Source organism: Virgibacillus necropolis, assembly GCF_002224365.1.
GTDB lineage: Bacteria > Bacillota > Bacilli > Bacillales > Amphibacillaceae > Virgibacillus_F > Virgibacillus_F necropolis.
On record NZ_CP022437.1, the window covers coordinates 2,713,082 to 2,736,890 of the forward strand.

The window sequence follows — 23,809 nt, forward strand, 5'->3', positions numbered from 1 at the left end:
TTATGGTATTTATAATCTATAGACAAGCTAAAATCATTCTACTACTATAAAAAAAATATGTACAGGATGAGCTCATTCATTAGGGGGCTTCAATTTGAAACAAATCATGACTAGTATATTATTAGCTGGTTCAACATTATTTATGACGTTTGCATTAATTTCATATCCTGATCAAGCCCTTGAGGCGAGCTTACGCGGATTAAATGTGTGGTTAGAAAAGGTATTCCCTTCCCTCCTTCCTTTTTTTATAACTGCTGAATTATTAATTGCCTTTGGTGTTGTGAAATTTATTGGAGTTTTATGTGAACCTATTATGCGTCCATTGTTTAATGTACCTGGAGTTGGCAGCTTCGCATGGGCAATGGGAATGGCTAGTGGCTACCCTACTGGGGCAAAAATCACTGTTCGTCTTCGTGAAGAGAAACAAATTACTAAGATTGAAGGCGAAAGGTTGGTTTCCTTTACAAATGCTTCAAGCCCTTTGTTTATTTTTGGTGTAGTAGCAGCTGGATTCTTTCTTGAACCTAAACTAGGTTTATTACTTGCATTAGCTCACTATGGCGGAAATACAATAGTTGGTATTTGCATGCGGTTTTATGGGCGTCATGATGATGAAAAAGAGGTTAGAAAGGAGAAACAAAAAGTATCAATACTTCGAGCATTTAAAGAAATGCATTCGAGCCGACTTGCAGATCCTAGACCATTCGGAGAAGTTTTCGGTGATGCTGTGCTAAATTCCATTAAAACATTAGTAATGGTCGGAGGCTTTATCATTATTTTCTCCGTTTTTATAAAACTTTTATACATAATTGGTTTATCACCGATTATTGCAAGCGCATTACAATTTGTACTTCATCTACTCTCATTACCAATTGAATTGGCATTACCACTCTTTTCTGGATTATTTGAAATTACGATAGGTTCTAGAATGATAACAGAAGCTGTAGCAGACCCGTTACTTGCAAAGGTAATAGCTGTAAGTTTTATTTTAGGATTTAACGGATTTTCTATACAAGCCCAAGTTGCAAGTATTCTGGCAAAATCAGATGTACGTTTTTTTCCTTACTTTTTCGCAAGAATTCTTCATGGCTTATTCGCAAGTATACTTGTCTTACTTTTATACAAGCCTTTATATTTAGATCAGAAAGCCTTAAATCTACGTGATAACTTACCTGTGACAGGTAACATACAGGAAGGATTTTGGCAAATAACGCTAGAAACCCTGCAAGCTTATGGTCCAATTGTTACTATCTTCTCCCTAACATTGGCGTTTTTAATACTTTTGAGACGACAGCTATTAAGGTGAAAAATGTTGCAAGGAACAAATATGTTACACACGTGTTTGTTCCTTGCAACGTCTTTACCCAAGTAATTTATATTTTTTTTGTAATTCTTGTTCTACTACTTGTGGTACCAAATCTGATACATTTGCTTTATATTTTGCAACCTCTTTTACGATACTGGAACTTAAGAAAGAATACTGGTTATTTGTCATCATAAAAAACGTTTCGATATGTTCATCAAGCTTTCTATTCATGGATGTAATTTGCATTTCATACTCAAAATCACTGACAGCGCGCAATCCGCGGAGAATCGCATTGGCATTCTTTTCTTTTGCATAATCAATTAATAGTCCTTCACATGAATCAACAGTAACGTTAGGTATATCTTTCGTAGATTCCTCCAATAAATAAACGCGTTCTTCAACGGAAAATAAAGGGTGCTTACCTTGATTATTGAATACGGCTACTACTACATGATCAAATATGCGTGCGCCTCTTTGTATGATATCTAAATGCCCATATGTAACTGGATCAAAACTGCCTGGACAAATTGCTAATCTGCTCATTCAAACCCCTCCTTACTATTTTTTTGATAAAGAGAAATCGCTATCGTTCCACCGTAGGATGCCTGTTTAACCAATGTGTAAGTGGGATGATTTTCTGGCAGACTCTCCCTTTGATCGTGTTCACAATAAATGAAACCATTTTGTTTGATTAGATTTAATTTCGCAATTTCATTTAATAATTCACCATAATCGGCCTTTTTATATGGTGGATCAAGTAAAATTAAATCAAATTGTAACTCTCTTTTCGCTGCTGCCTGTATTGCTCGAAATGCATCCGTTCGAAAAACTTCAGTTTTACTTTCTAATTGCAAGTCTTTTATATTTTCATGAATCGTTTGAATCGCTTTTGACTGCTTATCCACAAAAATAGCACGTTCCATACCGCGGCTCAACGCCTCAATACCTAATGACCCGCTACCTGCATAAAGATCTAGACACGACCCATTTTCAAAAAAAGGCCCGATGATTTGATAGATCGCTTCCTTTACTTTATCAGTTGTAGGTCTAGTTAAGTTACCAGGAACAGCCTTTACTTGCCGTCCTTTTAATGTACCAGCAATTACACGCATTTGACCACCTCTACTTGGACATAGTTCGACATTAATCCTACCACAAAAAGTTTTATAAAAAAACTACTAAACATTTGTATAGAAATCTTTTTCCTGTCCATACTATGAAAATGAAACAGCAAACGCTTTGCTTGGTTGTTTCACGATGAGAAGAAGACTTACATTCCCCATAAGTTCTTCTTCTGATTTCTCCTCTCCCTTTACTTTTTGTTTTTTTAAAACAAAAAGACCTGCAGATTAAATATCTGCAGGTTTTTTTTATTATGTTAACGTGACCTAAGTTGCGTACGCCAATTGACGGGCGCTTCCGCTTTCCTCTTTATATACCCATTTTATAGTCATATTCTTTTGCTTTATCGGGTTTAGCATTTTCATAATCTGTACGGATAAATGGTTTATATGACCGATCAACCTTGGATACAAAAGACAATTTTAATAATTTATGTTCTGTATCTTCCATATCCTCTTGATTTACATAGATTACTGCATACTTTAGCTTTTTAGAAGAATACAAAAGATGTCCATATCTTCTAATTTGCTTCAGGTTTTTCATATGTTGAAACCAGACAATAATTCCTTGCCTCTCTATTCTCATAATATTTCCTCACTAACCTAATCATTTGTAATGAGTGTATCAACTATTTACAGATTCTACAATAATTAAGAGGCCTTACAACCGCACCCACTACTGCCCGAACCACAACCGCATCCGCCGTCTGATAATGCAGCTCCGTCCTTAGGAGCTTTAATCATATCTCCAACACTCATCGCTACATTCCCACTTATTTCATCAAGTAACTTTTGAAGATTGCGTTCAGCTATTTTAAAGGCAGCCACCTTATCATCCATGTCCATCTCACGTTTAATGGTGCGCACCTTTTTCATGATTACACTATAGTCTGGATGATATCGACCAAATCGTTGTACATCCTCATACTGATCTTTTATGTCTGCAAAAGCTTTAACAAGCTTTTGGGATTCCTTATCTTCCTTTAACGCTTTTTGGGAATTATTGTATGCTTCCATAACGTCTGATTGTAAGATCATTTTTCCAAGATCTTCAGAACGATCAAGAATACCTACCATTTCCATTGTTCCTACCATTACTTTCACCCCCACTATCATCTTATCATTTTCTTCCTATTATGAAAATGCATAAGTGAAACTTCATTCAGGTGGGGAGTTTACTAAAAGTTCAGATGGCTACATTATTAATCATCCATTGTAGCTAATTGTAAAAGCATCTTCATCATGGAAAATTTATTACTGGCATTCTCAACCTGTTGTGGCCAGGTTTTCCCATAAAACTTTTTCGCCTCTTTTTCGACTTCCATTATTCTATTCGGATCCCTGGAAAGATATCTATACCAAACTGGATTATGCCGGACAAACATTAATAAATTGGGGTCTGATTTTAAATAGTGATAACAGTTTAAATTCATTTTCTCACATCTCAATCCCTATAGTTATTGTCATTAAAATTCGGTTTAGAACCATTTTCCTGTTTATCTTCCTTAAACTGAGTAAGCATGCCCTGGAAAATTGAAATTGTTTGATCCCACTGCTTAACTTTATCTTGTATTTGATCCATATCCACGTCTTCTGTCCATTTACGAAGCTTTTCCATAACATTCGATTCGTTACTGTTCTTCTTACTACCTTCTTTATACTTATCCCAGTAAGGGTCTGATTCCCCAAGCAAGACCCATTTTTCATAATAAGGCTGCCAGGATTCTCCACTTTTCCTTACTTTCTTAACGAGCTGTGGATGTGTATTGATAAAATCGCGAAACTCCAAAATAGATGAATTTATCCCTCTTTCACTCATTTCAATCACCTCGATGTTATATTGCTACTACTACTAATTTATGCCCAACACAATTGTTTGTGAGCTTTATTTAAAATGAAAACCCTGAAAGAAATAATTCCTTTCAGGGTTTTCATACTTACATAGGCTTTTTCAAGAAATTCTGTGTGTAATAAAAGTGGTATACACCTACACCTAAATGCGTGTAATCTTTTTCTAATAGAGCCTCGCGATGTCCTTTGCTATTTAACCACCCCTGCATCGCTGCTGGAGCGTCTGGGTATTGAGCTGCTATATTTTCACCTGCTGCAACATAAAACACTTCCTTGGCTGCTAAACGTTCTTTAAGGCCATCACCATTTAAACCATAATGAGAAAAATAATTATTAACAGCCATATCTTTGCTATGAAGAAAAGCGACGTCACTAACTGAGTCGCCCCACTCTAGCTTAGATTTTCCATGTTGATTTCGAATAACATTTGTTATAGAAAATATTTGTTGTTCCATCCCGTTTTCTACTTTATCCCATTGTTCATCTGTTAAATTAGGCTTTTTAGGTAATTTGCCCCGATATTCTATTGCATAAGGAAGGTGTTTTAATAATACATCACCAGTTAATACGCGAATAGCTGAAAGCTCTGATGTGAATGTATCAAAATAACATTGCAAAAATACGTTGTCAGCTAATTTTATTAAAGGCCGCATTTCCATTTCTTTTTCATTTAATTTAAATGTATAAGAGGAGACGCCTTCTGACATAGTTACCTCGTTTTTAAATGAAAATTGTTTGTTAACCTCCTGATAGGTTTGTCCTACATGCACTGGTTCAGTTGACAAGTTCTTACCAGTTGCATAAACGGTCACTACTTTGTCAGCTAATACACCAAATTGAATATATTGTTTGGTTTGATCCGTGTATACCCACCAATCATAACCATACGCACTTGGATCTTTACGAATTGGTTCACCTAGGCTTTCAGTTAGTTGTTCCGTATTTTTACCTATCCATTGAAAAAGCTCTCCGTCCAGTTCAATTTCAATAGTAGGTTCTTCTCTTTCTGGTACTATCTTTGTTTGAAGTAAGCTAGTTTTGTTTTTTAGTTTTTCACCGATATCTAATACAGCTTCTTTTGGCGTTACATTATTCATATCCAATAGATAGTAACCACCAACTAGTAGTAGCGCGAGTATAATTATAGATCGAATTAATCGCATATTTGCTTCTCCTTCATCGGATTTTATATGAATTATATGTGCAAGTCTTTGAAACCATGCAGAAAGTTCTCTTCCTTCATAGTTTATCATCCTCTCATAACTATCGACACTAACAAGTCATCTCATACATTGCACTATTTTTTAACCCCGTAGTGTAAGTACTCTAAATTCTCTTTTCGATTGCAACTTCTGACGTTTCGTACTATTATAGTGATAGTTAGGATAATTTGTGAGGTGTAAAAAATATGAAATTAGAAGTTAATGGTATTGAAGATTCAGTTTTAAATTTAAAACCACTTGATCATTTTATGGGCGAACATGCATTTATTCGTGCAGGACAATGGGATTATGACCGTGTTACCTACGACTATAAAATTGGTTCAAAAGAAAAAAATATTACATACTATATTCGTATTCCAGGTTATGCTGTTGAAGGCGATGTTGATCGTGGAAATGCAGTAATAAAATTAATGGCTCCTTTATTAGGCAAACACTACTATCCGCACGGTGTAGAATATGGAGAAAACGAAAACTTTCCACAAAGCTTAGTAGAAAGGGCTACGGGAATAGTTGAAAAACTAAAAGTAGACATTAAAAATTATAAACAATAACACTTACAACTGCTCAGAATCGCCTTGAGCAGTTGCTTTTAGTTTTGGCTGTTTTCGCATAGTTTGTTGCTAATGTCACCACCGTTGATAAAAAATGCGACGTAAGTACTATGTTTGGTGGTTGGACAACCGTTCCGGAAATCCACTACGCTTTCCCCGGGCTCGCGATGAGCCTCCTCGCGAGCAAAAACCGCTCACTGCGGGGTCTCATCGTCTTCGCTTTCTAAGCAGGAGTCTACGTGGATTTACTTCACTAGGGTTTGTGCTTAACAATTTCAATTTACTTGATCACTGTTTGCTTTCATTATAAAAATAGCCTTCAATTTATGGCAGTTGATTGGAGCGGAGGGCAGTCGACTCCTGCGGGAGGATAGGCATAGGTGAGACCCCACAGTGCGACAGCAATCCTTTTCTGTGAGGAGTACAACAACACTGAATTAACTTGCAATACGACGAGCACGAGAAGGCTCACCAGCCGCTCGCGGAAAGCGACTGCCCGCAGCGGAAATCAACTAACGCTTACGTCGTAGTTTAAATATTTCGTATCAAAAACAACAACCTTTTAAAAAATAGCCTAAGTTAAAAGAGGATGTTCAAAAAGTCACCAAATGATAAATAAACTACGAATTTCTACATTGGATTGTCTTTCTGGTCCTCATGTAGAAGTAACCTACATTCCGGTCTCGGGGACTTCGCCGCCTCGAACTTCTTGTTTCTAATTTGGCACCTTTTTGAACACGCATTAAAACTGTTATTTTCTTACTTTATTTCCTCTTTCTTCTGTTCAAATAATTACCGACATGCTATATTCATACTATTAGCTTACTAACATATGTTTGTATATTGAAAGGAGACATCTAATTACATTGTTTCGATCTATCACTAAACGCCAATGGTCACTTATATTTATAGCAATACTTTTTATATTAGCTCTTTATTTTATCTTGCCAATATCTGTTCCTCTTTTAGTTGCATTCATTACAGCATTAGTGCTAAATCCAGCTGTGCGTCTGACACAATCGCATTTGAAGCTTACACGTAAAGCTGCCGTTATTATTACTTTTATGTTATTTTTGGTTTTAATTGGAATTGCAGGAACATTTATAGTAACAAAAGCTGCTACACAAGTTGTTAACTTTGTAGAAGATGTGCCTGAACATTTTAATCACTTAAATGAAGTGTATGCCGAGTGGGAAAATGATTTTCAGAATTACTCCAAGAACTTGCCACCAGAATTTGTATCTCAGATATCAAAGAGCTTAGAAGAAAACTTAATCTCATTAAGTGATACAGCAAAGGAAAAAATTACAATTGATAAAATAGCAGAAGTCTTTGCAAAAGTACCCCAATACTTAATTAGTTTTCTTGTCTATTTGATTGCTTTATTTCTATTTATGCTTGAATTACCAATTTTAAAAGCAAATTTTTACAATCTAATGACAGAGGAGACCGCCGATAAAGTTTCCTTTATGAATAAACGATTATCAAGCGTCACGTTGGGTTTTCTAAAAGCACAATTTCTTGTTAGTATCATAATATTTTTAGCTTCACTAATTGGCTTATTTATTATTACACCAGAGGTAGCTCTAATTATGTCTTTAATCATATGGGTTATTGATTTTATCCCCTTAATTGGGTCAATCGTTATCTTAGCTCCTTGGTCATTATTTATGTTTCTATCCGGTGATACTTCAACGGGGTTAAAACTTGCAATATTAGCCATTATTTTACTTGCCATAAGAAGAACTGTCGAACCAAAAGTAATGGGTAAACATATAGATTTATCTCCCCTTGCTACTCTAATTGCTATGTTTTTGGGTATACAGCTTCTAGGCCTAATAGGTTTTATTGTTGGTCCTTTAGTAGTTATTACATTTAATTCAGCAAAAGAAGCTGGAATTATAAAGTGGAACTTGAAGATATAAAAAATAGGAGCATTGATTCGATGCTCCTATTTTCTGTTGGTTTAAAATAAAGTTTGATCAAAATAGGCCTATAAAACCTGATTCATCAAAAAGAATGAAGCCTGCTTTTGAAAAAAAGATTGATTAAAAACAGGCTCTAAAAATGTTTCGTTCTAAAGAATTTTTGTAAAAAAGTTTGATTATTTTCCTCTTATGTTTTTCAATTAAAGGGCCCGTTAATGGCACATTGATCATTCATACATAAATATTTTGGTAAAAGGAATATTAAACAAAAAGCGTAAAGGAAATAATCTATGAAAAAACTCATTGTAGCAATTTGTTTAACAATTGGAATTTCACTTCCCCTACAACACCGTTGAAAGAACCAAAAGATTGGGGGACTTTCGTAGCTTCAAGCAGCCAAAACGGATGCTCCGCCTTCTTTCTGCATAAACTTTTTCCTTTTCCCACTATTTCTATTTATTGTTTAATATAAAAATGGCTTTTCAGTTAGTATATTATTTGTTATAATGACTCATTCGTCCATAAAAATAATAGTTTTCACTCATATAATCGCAGGAATATGGCCTGCAAGTTTCTACCGGACCCCGTAAAGGTACCGACTATGAGTAGCGATATGATTGTGTTCCATTTTCTATGTACTAGTTTTAGGAGAAGTATCTAGAGATGAAATGTATTGGGAGCCCAGGAAATATTGTTCACTCACAGTGTATAATATTTCTTGGGCTTTTATTTTTGACCTATAAAATGATGCAAGAAAAGAATACAAAGAGTTATGTGTCTTCAAGTTTTACCGTTACGAAGAGGTAGTAACAATGGAGTGTTGAAGTGGAAACTAATGTGACGTTGACAACTTAGAATTTACAAAAGGAGTAAAAATTATTATGTACTTTATTATTAATATTCTTGGGATTTTACTAGTATTAGGCCTGGGCTTTCTTTTATCATTCAATAAAAAGCAAATAGCTATAAAGCCAATTATTATTTTGTTTGTCTTACAATTAGCTACTACTTGGTTCATGTTATCCACCGATATTGGCGGAAAAGTGATTACATTAATTGCTGACTTTTTCCTTTGGTTAATTAGTAGTGGGATGTCTGGTGTGAATTTTATATTTGGAGAATTTGCCCCTCTTGATGGTTCAACATTTACCTTTTTCATGAATGTATTAATGCCGATTATATTTATTGTGGTATTCTTTGATATTTTAACTTACTTCGGTATTTTACCAGCTATTATTAGTGGAATTGGTTGGCTGTTTTCTAAAGTTGCGAAAACACCTCGGTTTGAGAGTTTTTATGCGATTCAAGTTATGTTTTTAGGGAATAATGAGGCATTGGCGGTAACACGTGACCAATTGAATAAAATGAATGACAAGCGATTTTTAACGATTGCTATGATTAGTATGTCTTGTGTAAGTGCGGGAATGATCGGGGGATATTTGCAAGTATTGGGTCCAAAATATGTGTTAACGGCGATTCCATTGAATGCAATAGGAGCACTAATTATTACTTCTTTAATCAATCCTTATAAGGTAACAAAGGAAGAGGATATTATTTACTCCCCGCCAAAATCGGAAAAGGGGAATTTCTTTGATATGCTTTCAAACAGTATGCTAATGGGTGGTAAACTGGCAATAATCATTGCAGTCATGCTTATTGGATTTGTATCACTTATTACAGCTACGAATACCTTCTTAGGATTAGTTCATGATCAGCTTTCACTTGAAAATATTTTTGGAATGATTTTTTCACCAATAAGCTTTTTGATGGGTGTAGAGGTGTCGCAAATATTTACTGTTGGCCAGTTGATGGGTGTGAAAATCGTTGTAAATGAATTTGTGGCTATGGAGCATTTAAGTGAAATACTTTCTACCTTAAATCCTCATACCGAAGCAGTTATTTCGACGTTTCTTGTTTCTTTCTGTAACTTTACGACAATCGGAATTATTCTTGGAAGTATGAAAGCATTATTTGGAGAAGGAAAATCTAAATTTATTGCCAAACATACATGGTTATTATTAGTAAGCGGAATTCTAGTTTCTAGTTTATCTGCAATGGTTGTAGGATTGTTCATTTGGTAAAAACATTAATTGGAGGTACTTGCTATGCATAGACATGACCCGCAGTATTATGTATCAAAGCTTGAACTAGTTCCACATCCAGAGGGTGGGTATTATAAAAGGACATTTGAATCTGGGGAACGGACTTCTGATCAAGAATTAAAAGTGAATTTTGCAGGAAAGAGGAAGCTTTATACGAGCATTTATTTCCTATTAAGGTCTCATGACGTATCCCATTTTCATCGTTTAAAATCCGATGAATTATGGTATTATCACGCTGGAAGTCCTTTAACGATTCATATTATTGATGAGAATGGGAAATATAAAGAGATTAAATTAGGATTAAACTTCGATAAAGGAGAAGTCCCACAAGCGTTAGTATCGAAAAATTCTATTTTTGGATCGTCCGTTATGGATGGGGATACATTCTCATTAGTAGGGTGTATGGTTTCGCCAGGTTTTGAATTTCAAGACTTTGAATTGTTCACCCAGAGAGATCTTTTGTTAAAATATCCGCAACATAAGGATATAATCATGAAGTTAGCATATGAAAAAATTCCAGAAAACAGTTAAACATCATTTTTGGTCCCTTGTAGAAGAGCTCGCCAACCATTAAAAGGTTGGCGAGCTCTTACCCTTTAGCCCGTTCTGCATGGTAAAATGTTTCGTGGAACCACATACATATCCAGTTTGAAACTCTTAATTATTCAAAACACATTATGAAATACGCTTCAATGAACCACCCGTATATTATTGATTTAAAATAAAGTTTGATCAAAATGGACCATAAAGTCTGATTCTGTAAAAACATAATGGAATGTTTTTGAAAAAAAGATTGATCAAAACAGTCCCTTAAATTATTTACTGCCGATGAATTTCAAAACATAGAACTTTTGATCGCACTTTGTTTAAATTATCGCACTTTGTTTCAAATCCACATTTTACTGTTAATTTCACCCACCCAATATCGCCTTTAACATACTTGTTGTTTCCCCGCCTTCGTATATGATATACAAAAGCAGATATACCATTACACCAGTAATAGCACTAAAAAACCAAATAATACTAGTTACTGGTCCAATTTTACGATGAATACTTATTTTTCTTTTTAGCGCCAATGTTATCGTAATTACGCCGAATATAGCTCCTGTAGTAGCTAGGAGAATATGGAAAATCAAAAATATAGTATAATAAACTTCTATATCTTCAGGTCCACCAAAGCTTGTATTCCCAATAAATATTGTTCTTGAAACATAAATGATGAAGAAAATTAACGCACTGATAGCAGCTGCTATCATTGTTTTTTTGTGAGTTTTTGGCTTACCTTTAATGATAAACCGCCATCCAAATGCAACAAGAATCGCACTTAGAAGAATAAAAAAGGTACTAATTGTAGGTAATAAGGGCATAGTTCAAAATCCTTTCTCCTCTTTCTTGCTTATGTAAAAAACTTCCCCTCATATGAATAAGATTCATACAAAGGGACTCAATTCTTAATTTGCTGATGAGGGGTCAGGCATTGGATCAACTTTCAAACTTTCTCGATTAAACCAGGAAAAGAATACCTTAGCTAAAATAAAGCCATATGTGATTTCCTGCATCAACTTCATGATGATGCCCCCAAGCTGTTGATCCTCCAACGTACTCATTGGTGAAAACATTTCCGGACCTGTAAGTGCACCCGTCAAACCACTTAATACCTCTGTAGGAACACATAAACTTAATGCTTGTATCCATGCCCCACTCTCACTATACGTTGCGAAAAGTGGCACATCTGCGAATATGATTAATACACAGGCAGGGGTAATTAAAACCCCGTTCGCAAAAATATAACCAATTTTCATTATCGGTGGAATGGTATCATATTCTTTAACTGGTGTTACCATTGGCCACCAGACAATGAAAGCAGATATCAGTATAACCGTTGATATAATAGCATGTGTAATAGGTGATGATTTTGCAAAGTCAAAAACATCAGGAATATGGTAAAGCGAAAATAATGTGTTAAACAGTAATAATGAAATAAGCGGTTTCGTTACTAGGTTTACTACTGGTTTTATAATTGGAAGCTCAAGTACCTTCCTCCATATCCATACTGGTATACCTTTAATGACTAATATAGGAAATATTAAATAATAAATAGCCATTTGAATCATATGTGCCGTCAGCATAATATGTGTTAATAAATCTATCGGTGATCCCTTTACTAGGTAAAGCAATACCATAGCTAAGTAAAAAAAGAATTGTTGCTTTCCTGTAGGCTTCGCATCCCCACCAAATTTATGGCGATAACGTCCTGTCAGTAAAAAATAGGTGAGTGCTAAACCTAATACAAACAGCATATAATAAGGACTCCAAAGTCCCCTGAATCCGAAGATTTGTAATTCTAACCACATAACTTTTCACTCCATAATAACAACTTATATTTTAAGGGGTCGTTTAAAAAGTCACCAAAAGATAAACGGCAAATTTCTTCGATGCGCAGTTTTTCCGGTCCTCAAAATCTTCGCGCCTTGAACTTCTTGTTTCTAATTTGCCTGACTTTTTTAACACGCACTTTAAGTATAACGCAAACTATCTACATTCACATTAATTGGATGTGACAAATTTCTTAAAAAAATAACAGGCTAGAATTCTAGCCTGTTATTTTTATTCACTACCACCAAATTAACACACTTAAAGCAGTTATCGATAAAGCTGCTGCAAAGAAACCGCCGTACATCATAGTAGATGGCATTTCATGACCAGCGTTTTTCATATGCATGAAATAATAAAGTTGAAAAGCAACCTGAACGATAGCTAACAGAAGTATAGTAGGAATAACAAACATTTTTGGCATTAGTTCTCCTACTACAATACCGAATGCTACAAGCGTAAATACAATCATTAACGCAAAAGTAATCAGTTGGTTCTTCATTTCTTCTTTATTCTTTCTTTTTTGAAATGTATCTATTTTTTTAGAACTGGTGTCTTCAGTCATTTATTAAACCACCTTTCCCATAAGGTATACTACAGTAAAGATGAATACCCACACTACATCAATAAAGTGCCAGTAAAGACTTACAACATAGAACTTTGGTGCATTGTACAAATTCAACCCGCGTTTTCCGTTACGTATAATCAATGCAATCATCCAACATAAACCGAAAAGTACGTGTCCCCCGTGGAAACCAACTAATGTGTAGAAGGCAGATCCAAACGCAGAAGAAGTAAACGTAAATCCGTATTCATGAATGTAGTGTGTAAACTCATAAATTTCACAACCAAGGAAGGCAAAGCCGAGCAATATGGTAATAATGAACCATAATCTCATTTTGCCAAAATCATTGTTCTTCATATGATAAATAGCATATACACTTGTCAAAGAACTGGTTAACAAAAGAATTGTCATGATGAAAACAAGTCCTAATCCAAATAATTCATTTGCTGCTGGTCCACCTGCTGTTGAATTACGTAATGCAAGATAGGTACCAAACAAGCATGCAAAAAGAACAGTCTCTCCACCTAGAAAGAACCAAAACCCAATGAACTTGTTTTTACCTTCAAGGGTGGCTTTTTCAGGTTCATTTGGCATTGTTTCAGGATTTAAGGAATGATCGTGACTCATATCAGTCAGCCTCCCTTTCAAGTTCTTCTTTAGTAATATGGTACCCTAAATCATCTTTTAATGAACGTATTAACATAGATCCGAATGTGATACCCATACCAATAACTACCACTGCTAACCAAGCTTTATTATCTACTTGATAGATAAAACCAAAACCTGCTACAAATAATCCGAATGACATCATAAATGGTAAGATAGATGGATTCGGCATATGAATTTCGCCAAGTGGTTCTGAAGGTGTCATTTTACCTTTACCTTCTGTTTTTTCAATCCACAATGGATCAAGCCCACGTACAAGAGGTACCTGCTTAAAATTATAGTGTGCAGGAGGTGATGCTGTCGCCCATTCTAGTGTACGTCCATCCCACGGATCATCAGGTGCTTTTTCACCTTTTGCTGCTGTGTAAAAGACATTGATAACAAAGACAATTACACCAAATGCCATGAAAAATGCTCCAATAGTACTGATTAGGTTTCCTAGATCCAGTCCTTGATTTGGCGCAAACGTTGAATATCTACGTGGCATACCCATCAATCCAAGGAAATGCTGAATAAAGAATGTTAAGTGGAAACCAATTAAGAATGTCCAAAAAGTTAGTTTGCCCATTCCTTCATGTAAAATTTTTCCGAACATTTTTGGCCACCAGTAATGAAGACCAGCAAAAATACCAAAGATTGTTCCACCTACTATTACGTAGTGGAAGTGAGCAACTACGAAATAAGAATCGTGATATTGATAATCTGCTACTACTGACGCTACCATTACACCAGTCATACCACCTAATGTAAATGTAGGAATAAATCCAAGTGCCCATAACATAGCAGAGTTAATTGTAATCTGACCGCCCCACATTGTTGCAAGCCAGTTAAATATCTTGATTCCTGTAGGTACCGCAATAGCCATTGTTGCAATTGCAAAAATAGAGTTCGCTACTGGTCCTAGGCCTACTGTAAACATATGGTGAGCCCAAACCATGAATCCTAAAAATGCAATTAGCATCGTTGCGAATACCATAGCTGTATATCCGAATAAACGTTTTTTGGAAAATGTCGAAAAGAGATCACTAAACAATCCAAATAACGGTAATATCAAGATATATACCTCAGGGTGACCGAAAATCCAGAATATATGCTCCCAGATTACCGCATTACCACCAAGTGATACATCAAAAAATGCTGAATCAAACATACGATCAAACATAAGTAGGAAAAGTCCAACAGTTAACGCTGGAAAAGCAAATAAAATAAGTATACTTGTAATGAATGATGCCCATGTGAATAATGGCATTCTCATATATGTCATACCAGGTGCACGCATGTTAACGATAGTTACCAAAAAGTTAATACCACCGATTAACGTTCCAGCCCCGGCAATTTGGAGTCCTATTACATAAAAATCGACACCATGTCCAGGTGATGTGGTAGAAAGCGGTGCATAAGAAGTCCAACCTGCATCTGGAGCTCCTCCTAAAAACCAACTACAGTTTAAAATAAGTCCTCCAAACAAGAATAACCAAAATCCTAATGAATTAATAAATGGAAACGCAACATCACGTGCACCAATTTGCAAGGGAATTATTGCGTTCATTAGAGCAAATATTAACGGCATGGCTGCTAAAAAAATCATTGTTGTTCCATGCATTGTCAATACTTCGTTATACAAACCATTACTTAAAAACTCACTATTTGGTTTGACTAACTGAATACGAATTAACATAGCTTCTAATCCACCGACTAGGAAGAAAAAACCACCGCCGAACAAGTATAAATGTGCAACTTTCTTATGATCAACAGTTGTTAAATAATCCCAAAGTACAGCTCCGAAGCCTCTCTTATGAGTAGCTGCATTACTCACTACTTTAACCTCCCTCATACGTCTTTCACTTTTATTAAATTAAGTTTTTCTATTTACCTGCGTCTTCAGGTGTTATACTAGACGGCTTTAATTGCATTAAATAGTCGGCAATTTTACTTGCTTCCTCTTCAGATAAGTCAGGATATTTGCCTGTCATTTTATTACCAGGTTTAATGGATTCTGGGTCCATAATCCAGCTAATAAGGTTTTCTTTGTTATAATCCAAAATTCCAGCAACCTGAGTACGTTCGCCGAAATTGGTTAGGTTAGGCCCTACTTGAACTGGTGAAGAGCCAATAGCATGACAACCCATGCAGTTACTCTCCTGGAACAATGCTTGACCTTGTTGTGCGGTTTCACCTTCTGCTACTGCTTCAGGGTCAACGTTTTTCATGTCTTCCACCCATTGATCAAATTCTTCTGGGCTTACTGCAATAATTTTAAAATCCATTAAAGCATGTGAAGGTCCACATAATTCGGCACATTTACCATAGTAAACGCCTTCCTCATACGCTTCTATAAACATCGTATTTTCATTTTCAGGATTTACGTCCATTTTACCAGATATAGCTGGTACCCAGAATGAGTGAATAACATCAGACGATTTCATGTTAAGATACACTCTTTCACCGGTAGGAATATATAAATCTTGACTAGTTTGAATCTCTTCACCTTCGTAATTAAAATGCCACCAGTATTGATTACCAGTAACTTCAACATTAAGGCTTTTGCTCGCTTCTGATTGATCTGCTAAATCAAATGTAGCAGTTACTGTAGGAACAGCAATAATAATTAATAAAACGATTGGAATAACTGTCCAAATTGTTTCAAGTGTTTTATTCCCTTCAACCTGTTTTGGGATAAAATCTTTTTGTCCTTTCTTTTTGCGGAAACGCACTAAGACTGTAACATATAAAATCATTACAATTATTAGGACAAATAACATAATAACTGCTGTCAGGATAATTAAATCTAATGATTTTTCTGCTCCATATCCTTTAGGTATTAATGCACTTAGATTTTCCTGACCACATCCAGAAAGAATAAGCGCTAATGAGCCAAATAAAGTTAAAGCTCTGAATTTTCCCATCCAACCTTTCATATAATCATACCTCTCTTTCTCTTGTTCTTCCTTATATAATTTTGTGATTAAGGACATTTACCGAAATTCATTACTTAACTAAAGGGGAAATCAAATGTTACAACAACCATCATTAAAAATAAAATAGTTAAATAGTTCAACGAATAAATAAACATCATATTTGCCCATTTCAGGTCATTTTTCATAAAAAAACCGCTAATACCAAGCGACAACCAACCAACATTTAATAGCGTTGCAATAACGATGAAAGTTGTTCCAAGCTGCGCTAAGTAAAATGGTAATGGCAATAGGCATGCTGTGTAAACGACCATTTGGCGTTTTGTAAATTCAAAACCATGTACGACTGGAAGCATAGGGATACCGGCAGCTTTGTATTCTTCACACTTTTTCATTGCTAAAGCAAGAAAGTGTGGTGTCTGCCAAATGAACATGATTAAGAATAATACAATTGCCGCAATATGAAGATTTGGATTAATTGCTGCCCACCCAATTAATGGTGGCATTGCACCAGAAAAACTACCAATTACTGTATTTAGTGTATATCTACGTTTTGACCACATCGTATATAAAACAACATAAGTAAACCAGCCAAAGAAACCGAAAACGGCTGCTTGATATGTAGTTAGTAACAAAAGGATTATACCTATCCCTGTTGTAGAAATACCAAGTATCAAGACATGATTTAAAGCGATAGTCCCCGTTACGGTAGGTCTCGTCTTTGTACGAGACATAACAGGATCAATATCGCGATCATACCAATTATTAAGTATACAACCACCAGCAATAACTAAAGCAGTACCAGCCATTGTTAACAAAAAGATATCCCAATTTTGAACGAAAGAAGCATTGGTAAAATAAAGAGCTAACCAAAATCCTGCAAACGTAGTTATAAGGTTAGAATTCACAATGCCTACTTTTACAAGGGCTTTTAAATCTGCAAACAATGTCATATTTTTGTTTTCTGATGTAGCAACATTTCCTATCATTCGTGAAGAAGTTGTCTCCACCTTATCCATTCCATATATCCCCCCTTCATCTTCCCAACATAAAGGCACAAAATTATATAGAACATATGATGGAAGGATAGCGTTACTACTTACTATCTCCAAAAGTATCCTATGTATTACCTTAATTGTATCACGAATTTGTATTACAATCTATTTACTATATAAGTATATTTCATTTTTAGACAATATATATGTGACAAAAATGTGAAGTCTGACTAAAAATAAAACACAAAGCATACCAGCCTTCTTACATAGTATAATGTACCTTACAGTATCCCCATTAAGCTAGACTTTATAATGGATTACTTAACAAAATATTCCCCCTACACTATTTCTAGCAAACAACAGATAACAATGCAAGCGTTTTTTATTTTTTAATAATAAAATGGATTGTTACACGTGATAATATGACAATTGTGTGGAAGAATGGATTTTTGTGTCGTTTTTAATTGCTTTGTATAATAAAGTAGTATTATTATGAAGCTACATAAAGACAAAAAAGTGAGGCATTTTCTATGATTAAATTGTTAAAGTGGCTATCCGTACTTGCTACGATAGGCATGGTTTTTGTATTAATTGGTGGGGCTTTAGTTACCAAAACAGAATCAGGTGCTGGGTGTGGATCCAGTTGGCCATTATGCGAGGGACAATTTCTTCCCGACGAAATAACTCCAGAACTCGTAATTGAGCTCAGTCACCGTTTGGTTACCGGTGGTGTTGGTTTTGTTGTTCTCGCCTTATCTGTACTAGCATGGAGAAAAATTGGTCATATTAGAGAAGTGAAATTTTTATCTTTTATGTCTATTTTCTTTTTAGTAGCACAAGCATTAATTGGTGCGGCAGCTGTTAAATGGGGGCAATCCGACTTTGTATTAGCTGCGCACTTTGGAATCTCTTTAATCTCTTTTGCTTCCGTGTTCCTGTTAACATTACTTGTGTTTGAAATTGATAAAAAGTTTGATGCTAGTTCACTTCTTATTAAAAAGAAGCATCGAATTGAAATATACGCTCTTACGATCTATACACTAATCGTAGTCTACACTGGCGCACTGGTCAGGCACGTAGAGGCAAGTCTCGTGTGTGGAGATTGGCCATTTTGTACAAATGGAGCACCGCTTCAGCTTTCCTCTTTCAGGTTCGACCAATGGGTGCACATGGGACACAGACTAGCCGCTGGTTTGTTATTTATCTGGACTATCGTTCTATTTATAAAAATGGTGAAAAATTATCGCCACAATAAAATTATGGTTTGGGGTTGGACTGTAACTGCCGGACTTATTACCTTACAAGTATTCTTTGGAGCAATGATTATTTTCACATTATTAAATCTAGGGATAGCACTTATGCATGCGTTTATTATTTCCTGTTATTTTGCCATGTTAAGCTATTTCATTTTACTATCAAATAGAAGTGCAAAATATGAAAAAATAAATTCCATTAGAAAAACTCGTCATTCCCCTCGTCCTTAATAGCGAATGGCGAAGTTTTTCTTATACCGGCGTTTCCTTAAAACTTATTTACTTACCTTACGTGCAAAAAAGTAGTAGAAATCATGAAGATTTCTACTACTTTTTTTTATTCAAATTCTATTAGTAGGTCATCTACCTTGATAGCTTCCCCGTTACTAACGTGAATTGCTTTGATCACACCATCAAATGGTGCTTGAACAGTTGTTTCCATTTTCATTGCCTCCGTAATAAGAAGGTAATCACCTTTTTTAACTTTATCACCTTTTTCACTGATTACGTTCAACACCGTACCAGGCATAGTAGCACCTATATGTTTTGCATTAGCCTTGTCCGCTTTTGGTTTTGTAACCAATTTTGACTTTACATTTTCATCCTTCACAACTACTTCACGTGACTGTCCATTAAGCTCGAAATAGACAACACGGGTTCCATCAGGGTGAGCCTCCGATATGGAAACTAATTTTACAATTAATGTTTTCCCCTGTTCAATCTCTACCTCTATTTGTTCACCTAATCTCATTCCATATAAAAACGTTGGTGTATCTAACACCGACATATCCCCGTATGTTTCTTGAAAACGATGATGATCCATAAACACTTTAGGATATAATGCGTGAGAAATCATATCGAAACTTGTTACCTGTCGATCCAGCTTTTTAAATAATGTTGACTTTAATGAATCGAAGTCAATTGGCTCCAGCAATTCACCTGGACGAACTGTTATAGCTTTTTTCCCCTTTAGTATAATTCGTTGTAATTCCTTAGGAAAACCTTGGTATGGTTGCCCAATATACCCTTGTGCAAATTCAATTACAGAGTCAGGAAAATCAATTGTTTCCCCTCGCTCATAAATATCATCTTCAGTTAAATTATTTTGGACCATAAATAAAGTCATGTCCCCAACAACCTTAGAAGATGGAGTAACTTTAATGACATCTCCGAACATAAGGTTCACCTTATTAAACATCGTTTTAACTTCATTCCAACGTTCTTCAAGTCCTACAGCTTTTGCTTGTTGTTTTAAGTTGCTATATTGACCACCAGGCATTTCATGGTAATAAACCTCTGTGTGCGGTGACTTCATACCACTTTCAAAATCTTGATAATATCCACGAATTTCTTCCCAATAGTGGGATAGCTTTTCGTAAGAATCTACATTTATTTTAGGTTGACGTTTATTACCCTCTAAAGCATGATAAAGTGTTTGTGCACTTGGTTGTGATGTTAACCCAGCCATTGGTCCATTAGCTACATCAACTACATCAACACCTGCCTCGATTGCTCGTGCATACATATAAATACCATTTCCACTTGTATCATGTGTATGCAAATGAACAGGAATTGTAAGTGACTCTTTTAATGTAGAAATTAGTTGATAAGCTGCTTCAGGTTTTAATAAGCCAGCCATATCCTTAATACCAAGAATATGTGCACCTGCCTGTTCTAATTCTTTTGCTAAATTTTTATAGTAGTCAAGATCATATTTTGTACGACCTTTATCTAGAATGTCTCCTGTATAACACATGGAAGCCTCAGCAATTTTATTAGATTCGCGAACAGATTGTATGGCTAAATTCATACCTTCAACCCAGTTTAGACTATCAAAAATTCTGAAAACATCTATTCCAGCTGATGCGCTTTTTTCAACAAATTCTTTAATCAAATTATCTGGATAGTTTTTATATCCAACAGCATTACTAGAACGAAGAAGCATTTGAAACAATACATTTGGCATTTTTTCACGTAATTTCAAAAGTCGTTGCCACGGACTTTCTTTTAAGAATCGATAGGCAACATCAAACGTTGCTCCTCCCCACATTTCAACAGAGAATAATTCAGGTAATAGACGTGAAGTAGGTTCTGCAATTTGCAATAAATCCTTGGTTCGGACACGTGTTGCAAGCAATGATTGATGTGCATCCCGAAATGTTGTATCTGTTAATAAAACATCTTCCTGATCGAGAAGCCATGAAGCAAGTCCTTCAGGTCCATTTTTATCAAGGATTTGCTTCGTACCACTTGGTACTTCTTGTAGTTTGTCCACCTTTGGTATTGGCGGAGTGATAAACAATGGTTTTTTCTTTTTATTAAGACCTTCAAATCCATTAACAGTGGTGTGCCCAATGTAGGACAACATTTTAGTTCCACGGTCTTTTCGTTTTGGAAAAACAAATAACTCCGGCGTTTGATCAATAAATGTAGTACTGTATTCACCAGATAAGAAATTGGTGTGACGAATTACATTTTCTAAAAATGGAATATTGGTTTTAATACCACGAATTCGAAATTCTTTTAAATTACGAACCATTTTATTAGCTGCTTGATCAAAAGTTAATGCCCAGGTAGATACTTTTACTAACAAAGAATCATAGTGTGGAGAAATTTCCGCACCTTGAAAACCGTTACCAGCATCTAAACGAACGCCAAATCCACCGCCAGTACGATAAGCCATAATTTTTCCTGTGTCTGGCATAAAGTTGTTTAATGGGTCCTCTGTCGTTACTCGTGATTGAATAGCATAACCGTTTATTTTTATATCTGCTTGAGCAGGAATTCCAATCGAATGGTCGTGAATATCCATACCCTCTGCAATTTTAATTTGCGTCTGAACAATATCGATGCCAGTTATAAGCTCAGTAATTGTATGTTCAACTTGTACACGTGGATTAACTTCAATAAAATAAAAATCACTATCAGTAACCAAAAATTCAACTGTACCGGCATTAATGTAGTGAATATTTTTCATTAATTCAACTGCTGCATCACATATTTCTAAACGTAATGAATCAGGTAGCGATACACTTGGAGCAACCTCCACCACTTTTTGGTGACGCCTCTGAACAGAACAATCCCGCTCAAATAAGTGAACAACGTTTCCTTTACTATCACCTATAATTTGCACTTCAATATGTTTCGGATTTTCGATTAATTTTTCTACATAAACCTCGTCATTACCAAAAGCTGCCTTTGCCTCTGACTTCGCTCGGTCATAAGCTTCTGAAAGTCCGCTTTCACTACGAACAATTCTCATTCCTCGGCCACCACCGCCAAGAGAAGCCTTAATTATAATCGGATACCCCGCTTTTTCACCAAAAACTCTTACCTCGTCAAGCGTCGATACAGGGCCATCCGTACCAGGAATTACTGGTAAACCAGCTTTGATTGCTTGAGCTCTAGCCTTAACCTTATCTCCAAACATGTTTAGGTGTTCACTAGTAGGACCAATAAAAATTAGACCTTCTTCTTCACAGCGTCTGGCGAAATGAATGTTTTCTGATAAAAATCCATATCCAGGATGTATTGCATCCACTCCAACGTTTTTTGCTACCTCAATAATTCCTTCAATATCTAAATATGCATCAATTGGTTTTTTCCCCTCACCAATTAGATATGCTTCGTCTGCCTTATAACGATGGTAGGATCCTGAGTCTTCTTTTGAATAGATTGCAACGGTTCGTATATCTAGTTCTGTACAGGCCCGAAATACCCGAATTGCGATCTCGCCTCTATTTGCCACTAAAACTTTTTGTATTGATTTTGACTGGACCATGAACTTCCTCCTCTAGTAAATGTCTGATTATGATTTGTGTTTTGATTAACGCTAACTGGTTCTTCTTCTTTTTCCTTAACCGATTTTGCAATGTTATTTAAAATTCCCATGGAAGTCATCATTACCAAAAGCGACGAGCCTCCATAACTGATAAATGGTAAAGGAACACCAGTGATCGGTAAGAGTCCACTAATTGCACCCAGATTAATAAATGCTTGTACACCTACCATTGATGAAATTCCAATTGCAAGTAATGCTCCAAAGCTATCCTCACATTTTCTAGCGATAAAAATCCCCCGTAAGACAATGATTGCTAACATGCCTATCACGATAATTACCCCGATAAATCCAAGTTCTTCAGCGATAACCGCCATAATAAAATCTGTATGAGGTTCAAGCAAATAACCAAGTTTTTGAACACTATGGCCTAAGCCTTCACCAGTAATTCCACCCACTCCAATTGCTAAATAGGACTGAATTAAGTGATATCCATCACTATTCGGGGTTTCAAACGGTTGATATGCACCTGTAAACCTAGCAAGGCGCTCATCTGTTACCATTTGAGGGGCTGCCAATGCAATTACGATTAGTCCAAGCAAAATAAGGATAGTTAAATGTCGAAACTTAATACCAGAACTAAAAATCACAGAACAGGCAATTAAAAAAATGATTGCTGCTGTACCAATATCTGGCTGTAATAAGATTAACCCCAAAACAATTCCTGTCATAATTAATGGCGGCACTACACCCGTTTTGAAATCATTTATGTATGATTGTTTTTTCGAGTAAATACTTGCTAAGTACATGATCAGTCCGACTTTTGCAAATTCTGCAGGTTGTAAACTAACAGGTCCAAAGTCGAACCAAGATTTAGCGTTATTTACTGTATTTCCAAAAATTAATACACCAATTAGTAATAACAAAATAACTAAAATAATAATTTTCATTAATTTTTGGTAATACTTATAAGGGAATGTGCTGCAAACAATAAAACCAATCATACTAAGAACAAACCATTGAATTTGTTTATAAAAGTAATGTGTACTTTCAAATCCTTCCATAACAGCAATAACCATACTGGCACTGTAGATCATGACAATACCAAAACCCGCTAAAAGTATTGGCGTAATCATAAGTGTAAAATCGTATTTTTTTAATTTCTGTATCATCGTACTTCTC

22 protein-coding genes and 1 riboswitch are annotated in these 23,809 nt (G+C 35.5%); of the genes, 6 read left to right on the plus strand and 16 right to left on the minus strand.

Translation table 11 applies throughout. From position 1 onward, the window contains the following. The first annotated feature begins 94 nt into the window (after positions 1-94). Positions 95-1,306 (plus strand): sporulation integral membrane protein YlbJ, encoded by a 1,212-nt coding sequence (ylbJ, locus tag CFK40_RS13025; protein ID WP_089532715.1) that lies wholly within the window; start codon positions 95-97, stop codon positions 1,304-1,306. A gap of 54 nt (positions 1,307-1,360) precedes the next feature. On the opposite strand, the gene coaD is transcribed toward ylbJ, so the two are convergent. The 7 genes from coaD to CFK40_RS13060 form a co-directional block, all read right to left on the minus strand. Beyond that, positions 1,361-1,849 carry a pantetheine-phosphate adenylyltransferase gene (coaD, locus tag CFK40_RS13030; protein ID WP_089532716.1) on the minus strand — a complete coding sequence of 163 codons (489 nt, stop codon included), beginning with the start codon at positions 1,847-1,849 and terminating at the stop codon, positions 1,361-1,363. Beyond that, positions 1,846-2,418: a 16S rRNA (guanine(966)-N(2))-methyltransferase RsmD gene (gene rsmD / locus CFK40_RS13035; RefSeq protein ID WP_089532717.1), complete on the minus strand. Its 573-nt coding sequence runs from the start codon at positions 2,416-2,418 to the stop codon at positions 1,846-1,848. The genes coaD and rsmD overlap by 4 nt, the downstream gene beginning before the upstream one ends. Before the next feature lie 319 nt (positions 2,419-2,737). Further along, the gene (locus CFK40_RS13040) at positions 2,738-3,013 is read right to left on the minus strand and encodes a YlbG family protein (RefSeq protein ID WP_089532718.1); all 276 of its coding nucleotides are present in this window, start codon (positions 3,011-3,013) and stop codon (positions 2,738-2,740) included. Positions 3,014-3,078: 65 nt separating this feature from the next. Beyond that, positions 3,079-3,522: a YlbF/YmcA family competence regulator gene (locus CFK40_RS13045; RefSeq protein WP_089532719.1), complete on the minus strand. Its 444-nt coding sequence runs from the start codon at positions 3,520-3,522 to the stop codon at positions 3,079-3,081. Positions 3,523-3,629: 107 nt separating this feature from the next. Continuing rightward, positions 3,630-3,860 (minus strand): YlbE-like family protein, encoded by a 231-nt coding sequence (locus CFK40_RS13050; RefSeq protein ID WP_089532720.1) that lies wholly within the window; start codon positions 3,858-3,860, stop codon positions 3,630-3,632. Between the two features lie 11 nt (positions 3,861-3,871). After that, a complete protein-coding gene (gene ylbD / locus CFK40_RS13055) occupies positions 3,872-4,246 on the minus strand; it encodes a spore coat protein YlbD (RefSeq protein ID WP_089532721.1) in 375 nt (124 codons plus the stop codon). 118 nt (positions 4,247-4,364) lie between these two features. After that, positions 4,365-5,441, minus strand: coding sequence for a CAP domain-containing protein (locus tag CFK40_RS13060; protein ID WP_089534389.1), 1,077 nt, complete (start codon positions 5,439-5,441; stop codon positions 4,365-4,367). A gap of 245 nt (positions 5,442-5,686) precedes the next feature. Here CFK40_RS13060 and CFK40_RS13065 point away from each other — a divergent pair, with 245 nt between their 5' ends. The 4 genes from CFK40_RS13065 to CFK40_RS13080 all read left to right on the plus strand — a co-directional run bounded on the left by CFK40_RS13065 (position 5,687) and on the right by CFK40_RS13080 (position 10,613). Next, the gene (locus tag CFK40_RS13065) at positions 5,687-6,052 is read left to right on the plus strand and encodes a YugN family protein (protein WP_089532722.1); all 366 of its coding nucleotides are present in this window, start codon (positions 5,687-5,689) and stop codon (positions 6,050-6,052) included. Positions 6,053-6,918: 866 nt separating this feature from the next. Further along, positions 6,919-7,977, plus strand: a complete 1,059-nt coding sequence (gene ytvI / locus CFK40_RS13070; protein ID WP_089532723.1) for a sporulation integral membrane protein YtvI — start codon at positions 6,919-6,921, stop codon at positions 7,975-7,977. A 524-nt stretch (positions 7,978-8,501) separates the two neighbouring features. Then, positions 8,502-8,602: riboswitch (purine riboswitch) on the plus strand. Between the two features lie 259 nt (positions 8,603-8,861). Further along, on the plus strand, positions 8,862-10,061 hold the full coding sequence (locus CFK40_RS13075) for a NupC/NupG family nucleoside CNT transporter (RefSeq protein ID WP_089532724.1): 1,200 nt from the start codon (positions 8,862-8,864) through the stop codon (positions 10,059-10,061). A 24-nt stretch (positions 10,062-10,085) separates the two neighbouring features. Further along, complete coding sequence (locus CFK40_RS13080; RefSeq protein WP_089532725.1) at positions 10,086-10,613, plus strand: cupin domain-containing protein; 528 nt, start codon at positions 10,086-10,088, stop codon at positions 10,611-10,613. Positions 10,614-10,993: 380 nt separating this feature from the next. Here CFK40_RS13080 and CFK40_RS13085 read toward each other — a convergent pair whose 3' ends face one another. The 7 genes from CFK40_RS13085 to cyoE all read right to left on the minus strand — a co-directional run bounded on the left by CFK40_RS13085 (position 10,994) and on the right by cyoE (position 17,620). Continuing rightward, the gene (locus tag CFK40_RS13085; protein ID WP_089532726.1) at positions 10,994-11,449 is read right to left on the minus strand and encodes a DUF420 domain-containing protein; all 456 of its coding nucleotides are present in this window, start codon (positions 11,447-11,449) and stop codon (positions 10,994-10,996) included. Positions 11,450-11,533: 84 nt separating this feature from the next. After that, a complete protein-coding gene (gene ctaG / locus CFK40_RS13090; protein ID WP_089532727.1) occupies positions 11,534-12,436 on the minus strand; it encodes a cytochrome c oxidase assembly factor CtaG in 903 nt (300 codons plus the stop codon). A 260-nt stretch (positions 12,437-12,696) separates the two neighbouring features. Then, positions 12,697-13,020: a cytochrome c oxidase subunit IVB gene (gene ctaF / locus CFK40_RS13095; protein ID WP_089532728.1), complete on the minus strand. Its 324-nt coding sequence runs from the start codon at positions 13,018-13,020 to the stop codon at positions 12,697-12,699. Positions 13,021-13,023: 3 nt separating this feature from the next. Next, complete coding sequence (locus CFK40_RS13100; RefSeq protein WP_089532729.1) at positions 13,024-13,647, minus strand: cytochrome (ubi)quinol oxidase subunit III; 624 nt, start codon at positions 13,645-13,647, stop codon at positions 13,024-13,026. A 1-nt stretch (position 13,648) separates the two neighbouring features. Continuing rightward, positions 13,649-15,520, minus strand: coding sequence for a cytochrome c oxidase subunit I (gene ctaD, locus CFK40_RS13105; RefSeq protein WP_405196548.1), 1,872 nt, complete (start codon positions 15,518-15,520; stop codon positions 13,649-13,651). Positions 15,521-15,551: 31 nt separating this feature from the next. Continuing rightward, a complete protein-coding gene (gene coxB / locus CFK40_RS13110; RefSeq protein ID WP_089532731.1) occupies positions 15,552-16,604 on the minus strand; it encodes a cytochrome c oxidase subunit II in 1,053 nt (350 codons plus the stop codon). A 74-nt stretch (positions 16,605-16,678) separates the two neighbouring features. Then, positions 16,679-17,620 carry a heme o synthase gene (cyoE, locus tag CFK40_RS13115; RefSeq protein WP_089532732.1) on the minus strand — a complete coding sequence of 314 codons (942 nt, stop codon included), beginning with the start codon at positions 17,618-17,620 and terminating at the stop codon, positions 16,679-16,681. Between the two features lie 506 nt (positions 17,621-18,126). Between cyoE and CFK40_RS13120 the strand changes: the two genes are divergently transcribed. Continuing rightward, positions 18,127-19,080, plus strand: coding sequence for a COX15/CtaA family protein (locus CFK40_RS13120; protein ID WP_089532733.1), 954 nt, complete (start codon positions 18,127-18,129; stop codon positions 19,078-19,080). A 106-nt stretch (positions 19,081-19,186) separates the two neighbouring features. Here CFK40_RS13120 and pyc read toward each other — a convergent pair whose 3' ends face one another. After that, the gene (gene pyc / locus CFK40_RS13125; protein ID WP_089532734.1) at positions 19,187-22,630 is read right to left on the minus strand and encodes a pyruvate carboxylase; all 3,444 of its coding nucleotides are present in this window, start codon (positions 22,628-22,630) and stop codon (positions 19,187-19,189) included. Further along, complete coding sequence (ftsW, locus tag CFK40_RS13130; RefSeq protein WP_089532735.1) at positions 22,597-23,799, minus strand: putative lipid II flippase FtsW; 1,203 nt, start codon at positions 23,797-23,799, stop codon at positions 22,597-22,599. Before ftsW ends, pyc begins: the two co-directional genes overlap by 34 nt. Positions 23,800-23,809 lie beyond the last annotated feature (10 nt).

What these genes read in the sequence shown, in the direction of transcription:
- coaD (WP_089532716.1), bottom strand. Translation starts at nt 1,849, where the DNA reads ATGAGCAGATTAGCAATTTGTCCAGGCAGTTTTGATCCAGTTACATAT.
- rsmD (WP_089532717.1), bottom strand. Translation starts at nt 2,418, where the DNA reads ATGCGTGTAATTGCTGGTACATTAAAAGGACGGCAAGTAAAGGCTGTT.
- CFK40_RS13040 (WP_089532718.1), bottom strand. Translation starts at nt 3,013, where the DNA reads ATGAGAATAGAGAGGCAAGGAATTATTGTCTGGTTTCAACATATGAAA.
- CFK40_RS13045 (WP_089532719.1), bottom strand. Translation starts at nt 3,522, where the DNA reads ATGGTAGGAACAATGGAAATGGTAGGTATTCTTGATCGTTCTGAAGAT.
- CFK40_RS13050 (WP_089532720.1), bottom strand. Translation starts at nt 3,860, where the DNA reads ATGAATTTAAACTGTTATCACTATTTAAAATCAGACCCCAATTTATTA.
- ylbD (WP_089532721.1), bottom strand. Translation starts at nt 4,246, where the DNA reads ATGAGTGAAAGAGGGATAAATTCATCTATTTTGGAGTTTCGCGATTTT.
- CFK40_RS13060 (WP_089534389.1), bottom strand. Translation starts at nt 5,441, where the DNA reads ATGCGATTAATTCGATCTATAATTATACTCGCGCTACTACTAGTTGGT.
- CFK40_RS13065 (WP_089532722.1), top strand. Translation starts at nt 5,687, where the DNA reads ATGAAATTAGAAGTTAATGGTATTGAAGATTCAGTTTTAAATTTAAAA.
- CFK40_RS13075 (WP_089532724.1), top strand. Translation starts at nt 8,862, where the DNA reads ATGTACTTTATTATTAATATTCTTGGGATTTTACTAGTATTAGGCCTG.
- CFK40_RS13080 (WP_089532725.1), top strand. Translation starts at nt 10,086, where the DNA reads ATGCATAGACATGACCCGCAGTATTATGTATCAAAGCTTGAACTAGTT.
- CFK40_RS13085 (WP_089532726.1), bottom strand. Translation starts at nt 11,449, where the DNA reads ATGCCCTTATTACCTACAATTAGTACCTTTTTTATTCTTCTAAGTGCG.
- ctaG (WP_089532727.1), bottom strand. Translation starts at nt 12,436, where the DNA reads ATGTGGTTAGAATTACAAATCTTCGGATTCAGGGGACTTTGGAGTCCT.
- ctaF (WP_089532728.1), bottom strand. Translation starts at nt 13,020, where the DNA reads ATGACTGAAGACACCAGTTCTAAAAAAATAGATACATTTCAAAAAAGA.
- CFK40_RS13100 (WP_089532729.1), bottom strand. Translation starts at nt 13,647, where the DNA reads ATGAGTCACGATCATTCCTTAAATCCTGAAACAATGCCAAATGAACCT.
- ctaD (WP_405196548.1), bottom strand. Translation starts at nt 15,520, where the DNA reads ATGAGGGAGGTTAAAGTAGTGAGTAATGCAGCTACTCATAAGAGAGGC.
- coxB (WP_089532731.1), bottom strand. Translation starts at nt 16,604, where the DNA reads ATGAAAGGTTGGATGGGAAAATTCAGAGCTTTAACTTTATTTGGCTCA.
- cyoE (WP_089532732.1), bottom strand. Translation starts at nt 17,620, where the DNA reads ATGGATAAGGTGGAGACAACTTCTTCACGAATGATAGGAAATGTTGCT.
- CFK40_RS13120 (WP_089532733.1), top strand. Translation starts at nt 18,127, where the DNA reads ATGATTAAATTGTTAAAGTGGCTATCCGTACTTGCTACGATAGGCATG.
- pyc (WP_089532734.1), bottom strand. Translation starts at nt 22,630, where the DNA reads ATGGTCCAGTCAAAATCAATACAAAAAGTTTTAGTGGCAAATAGAGGC.
- ftsW (WP_089532735.1), bottom strand. Translation starts at nt 23,799, where the DNA reads ATGATACAGAAATTAAAAAAATACGATTTTACACTTATGATTACGCCA.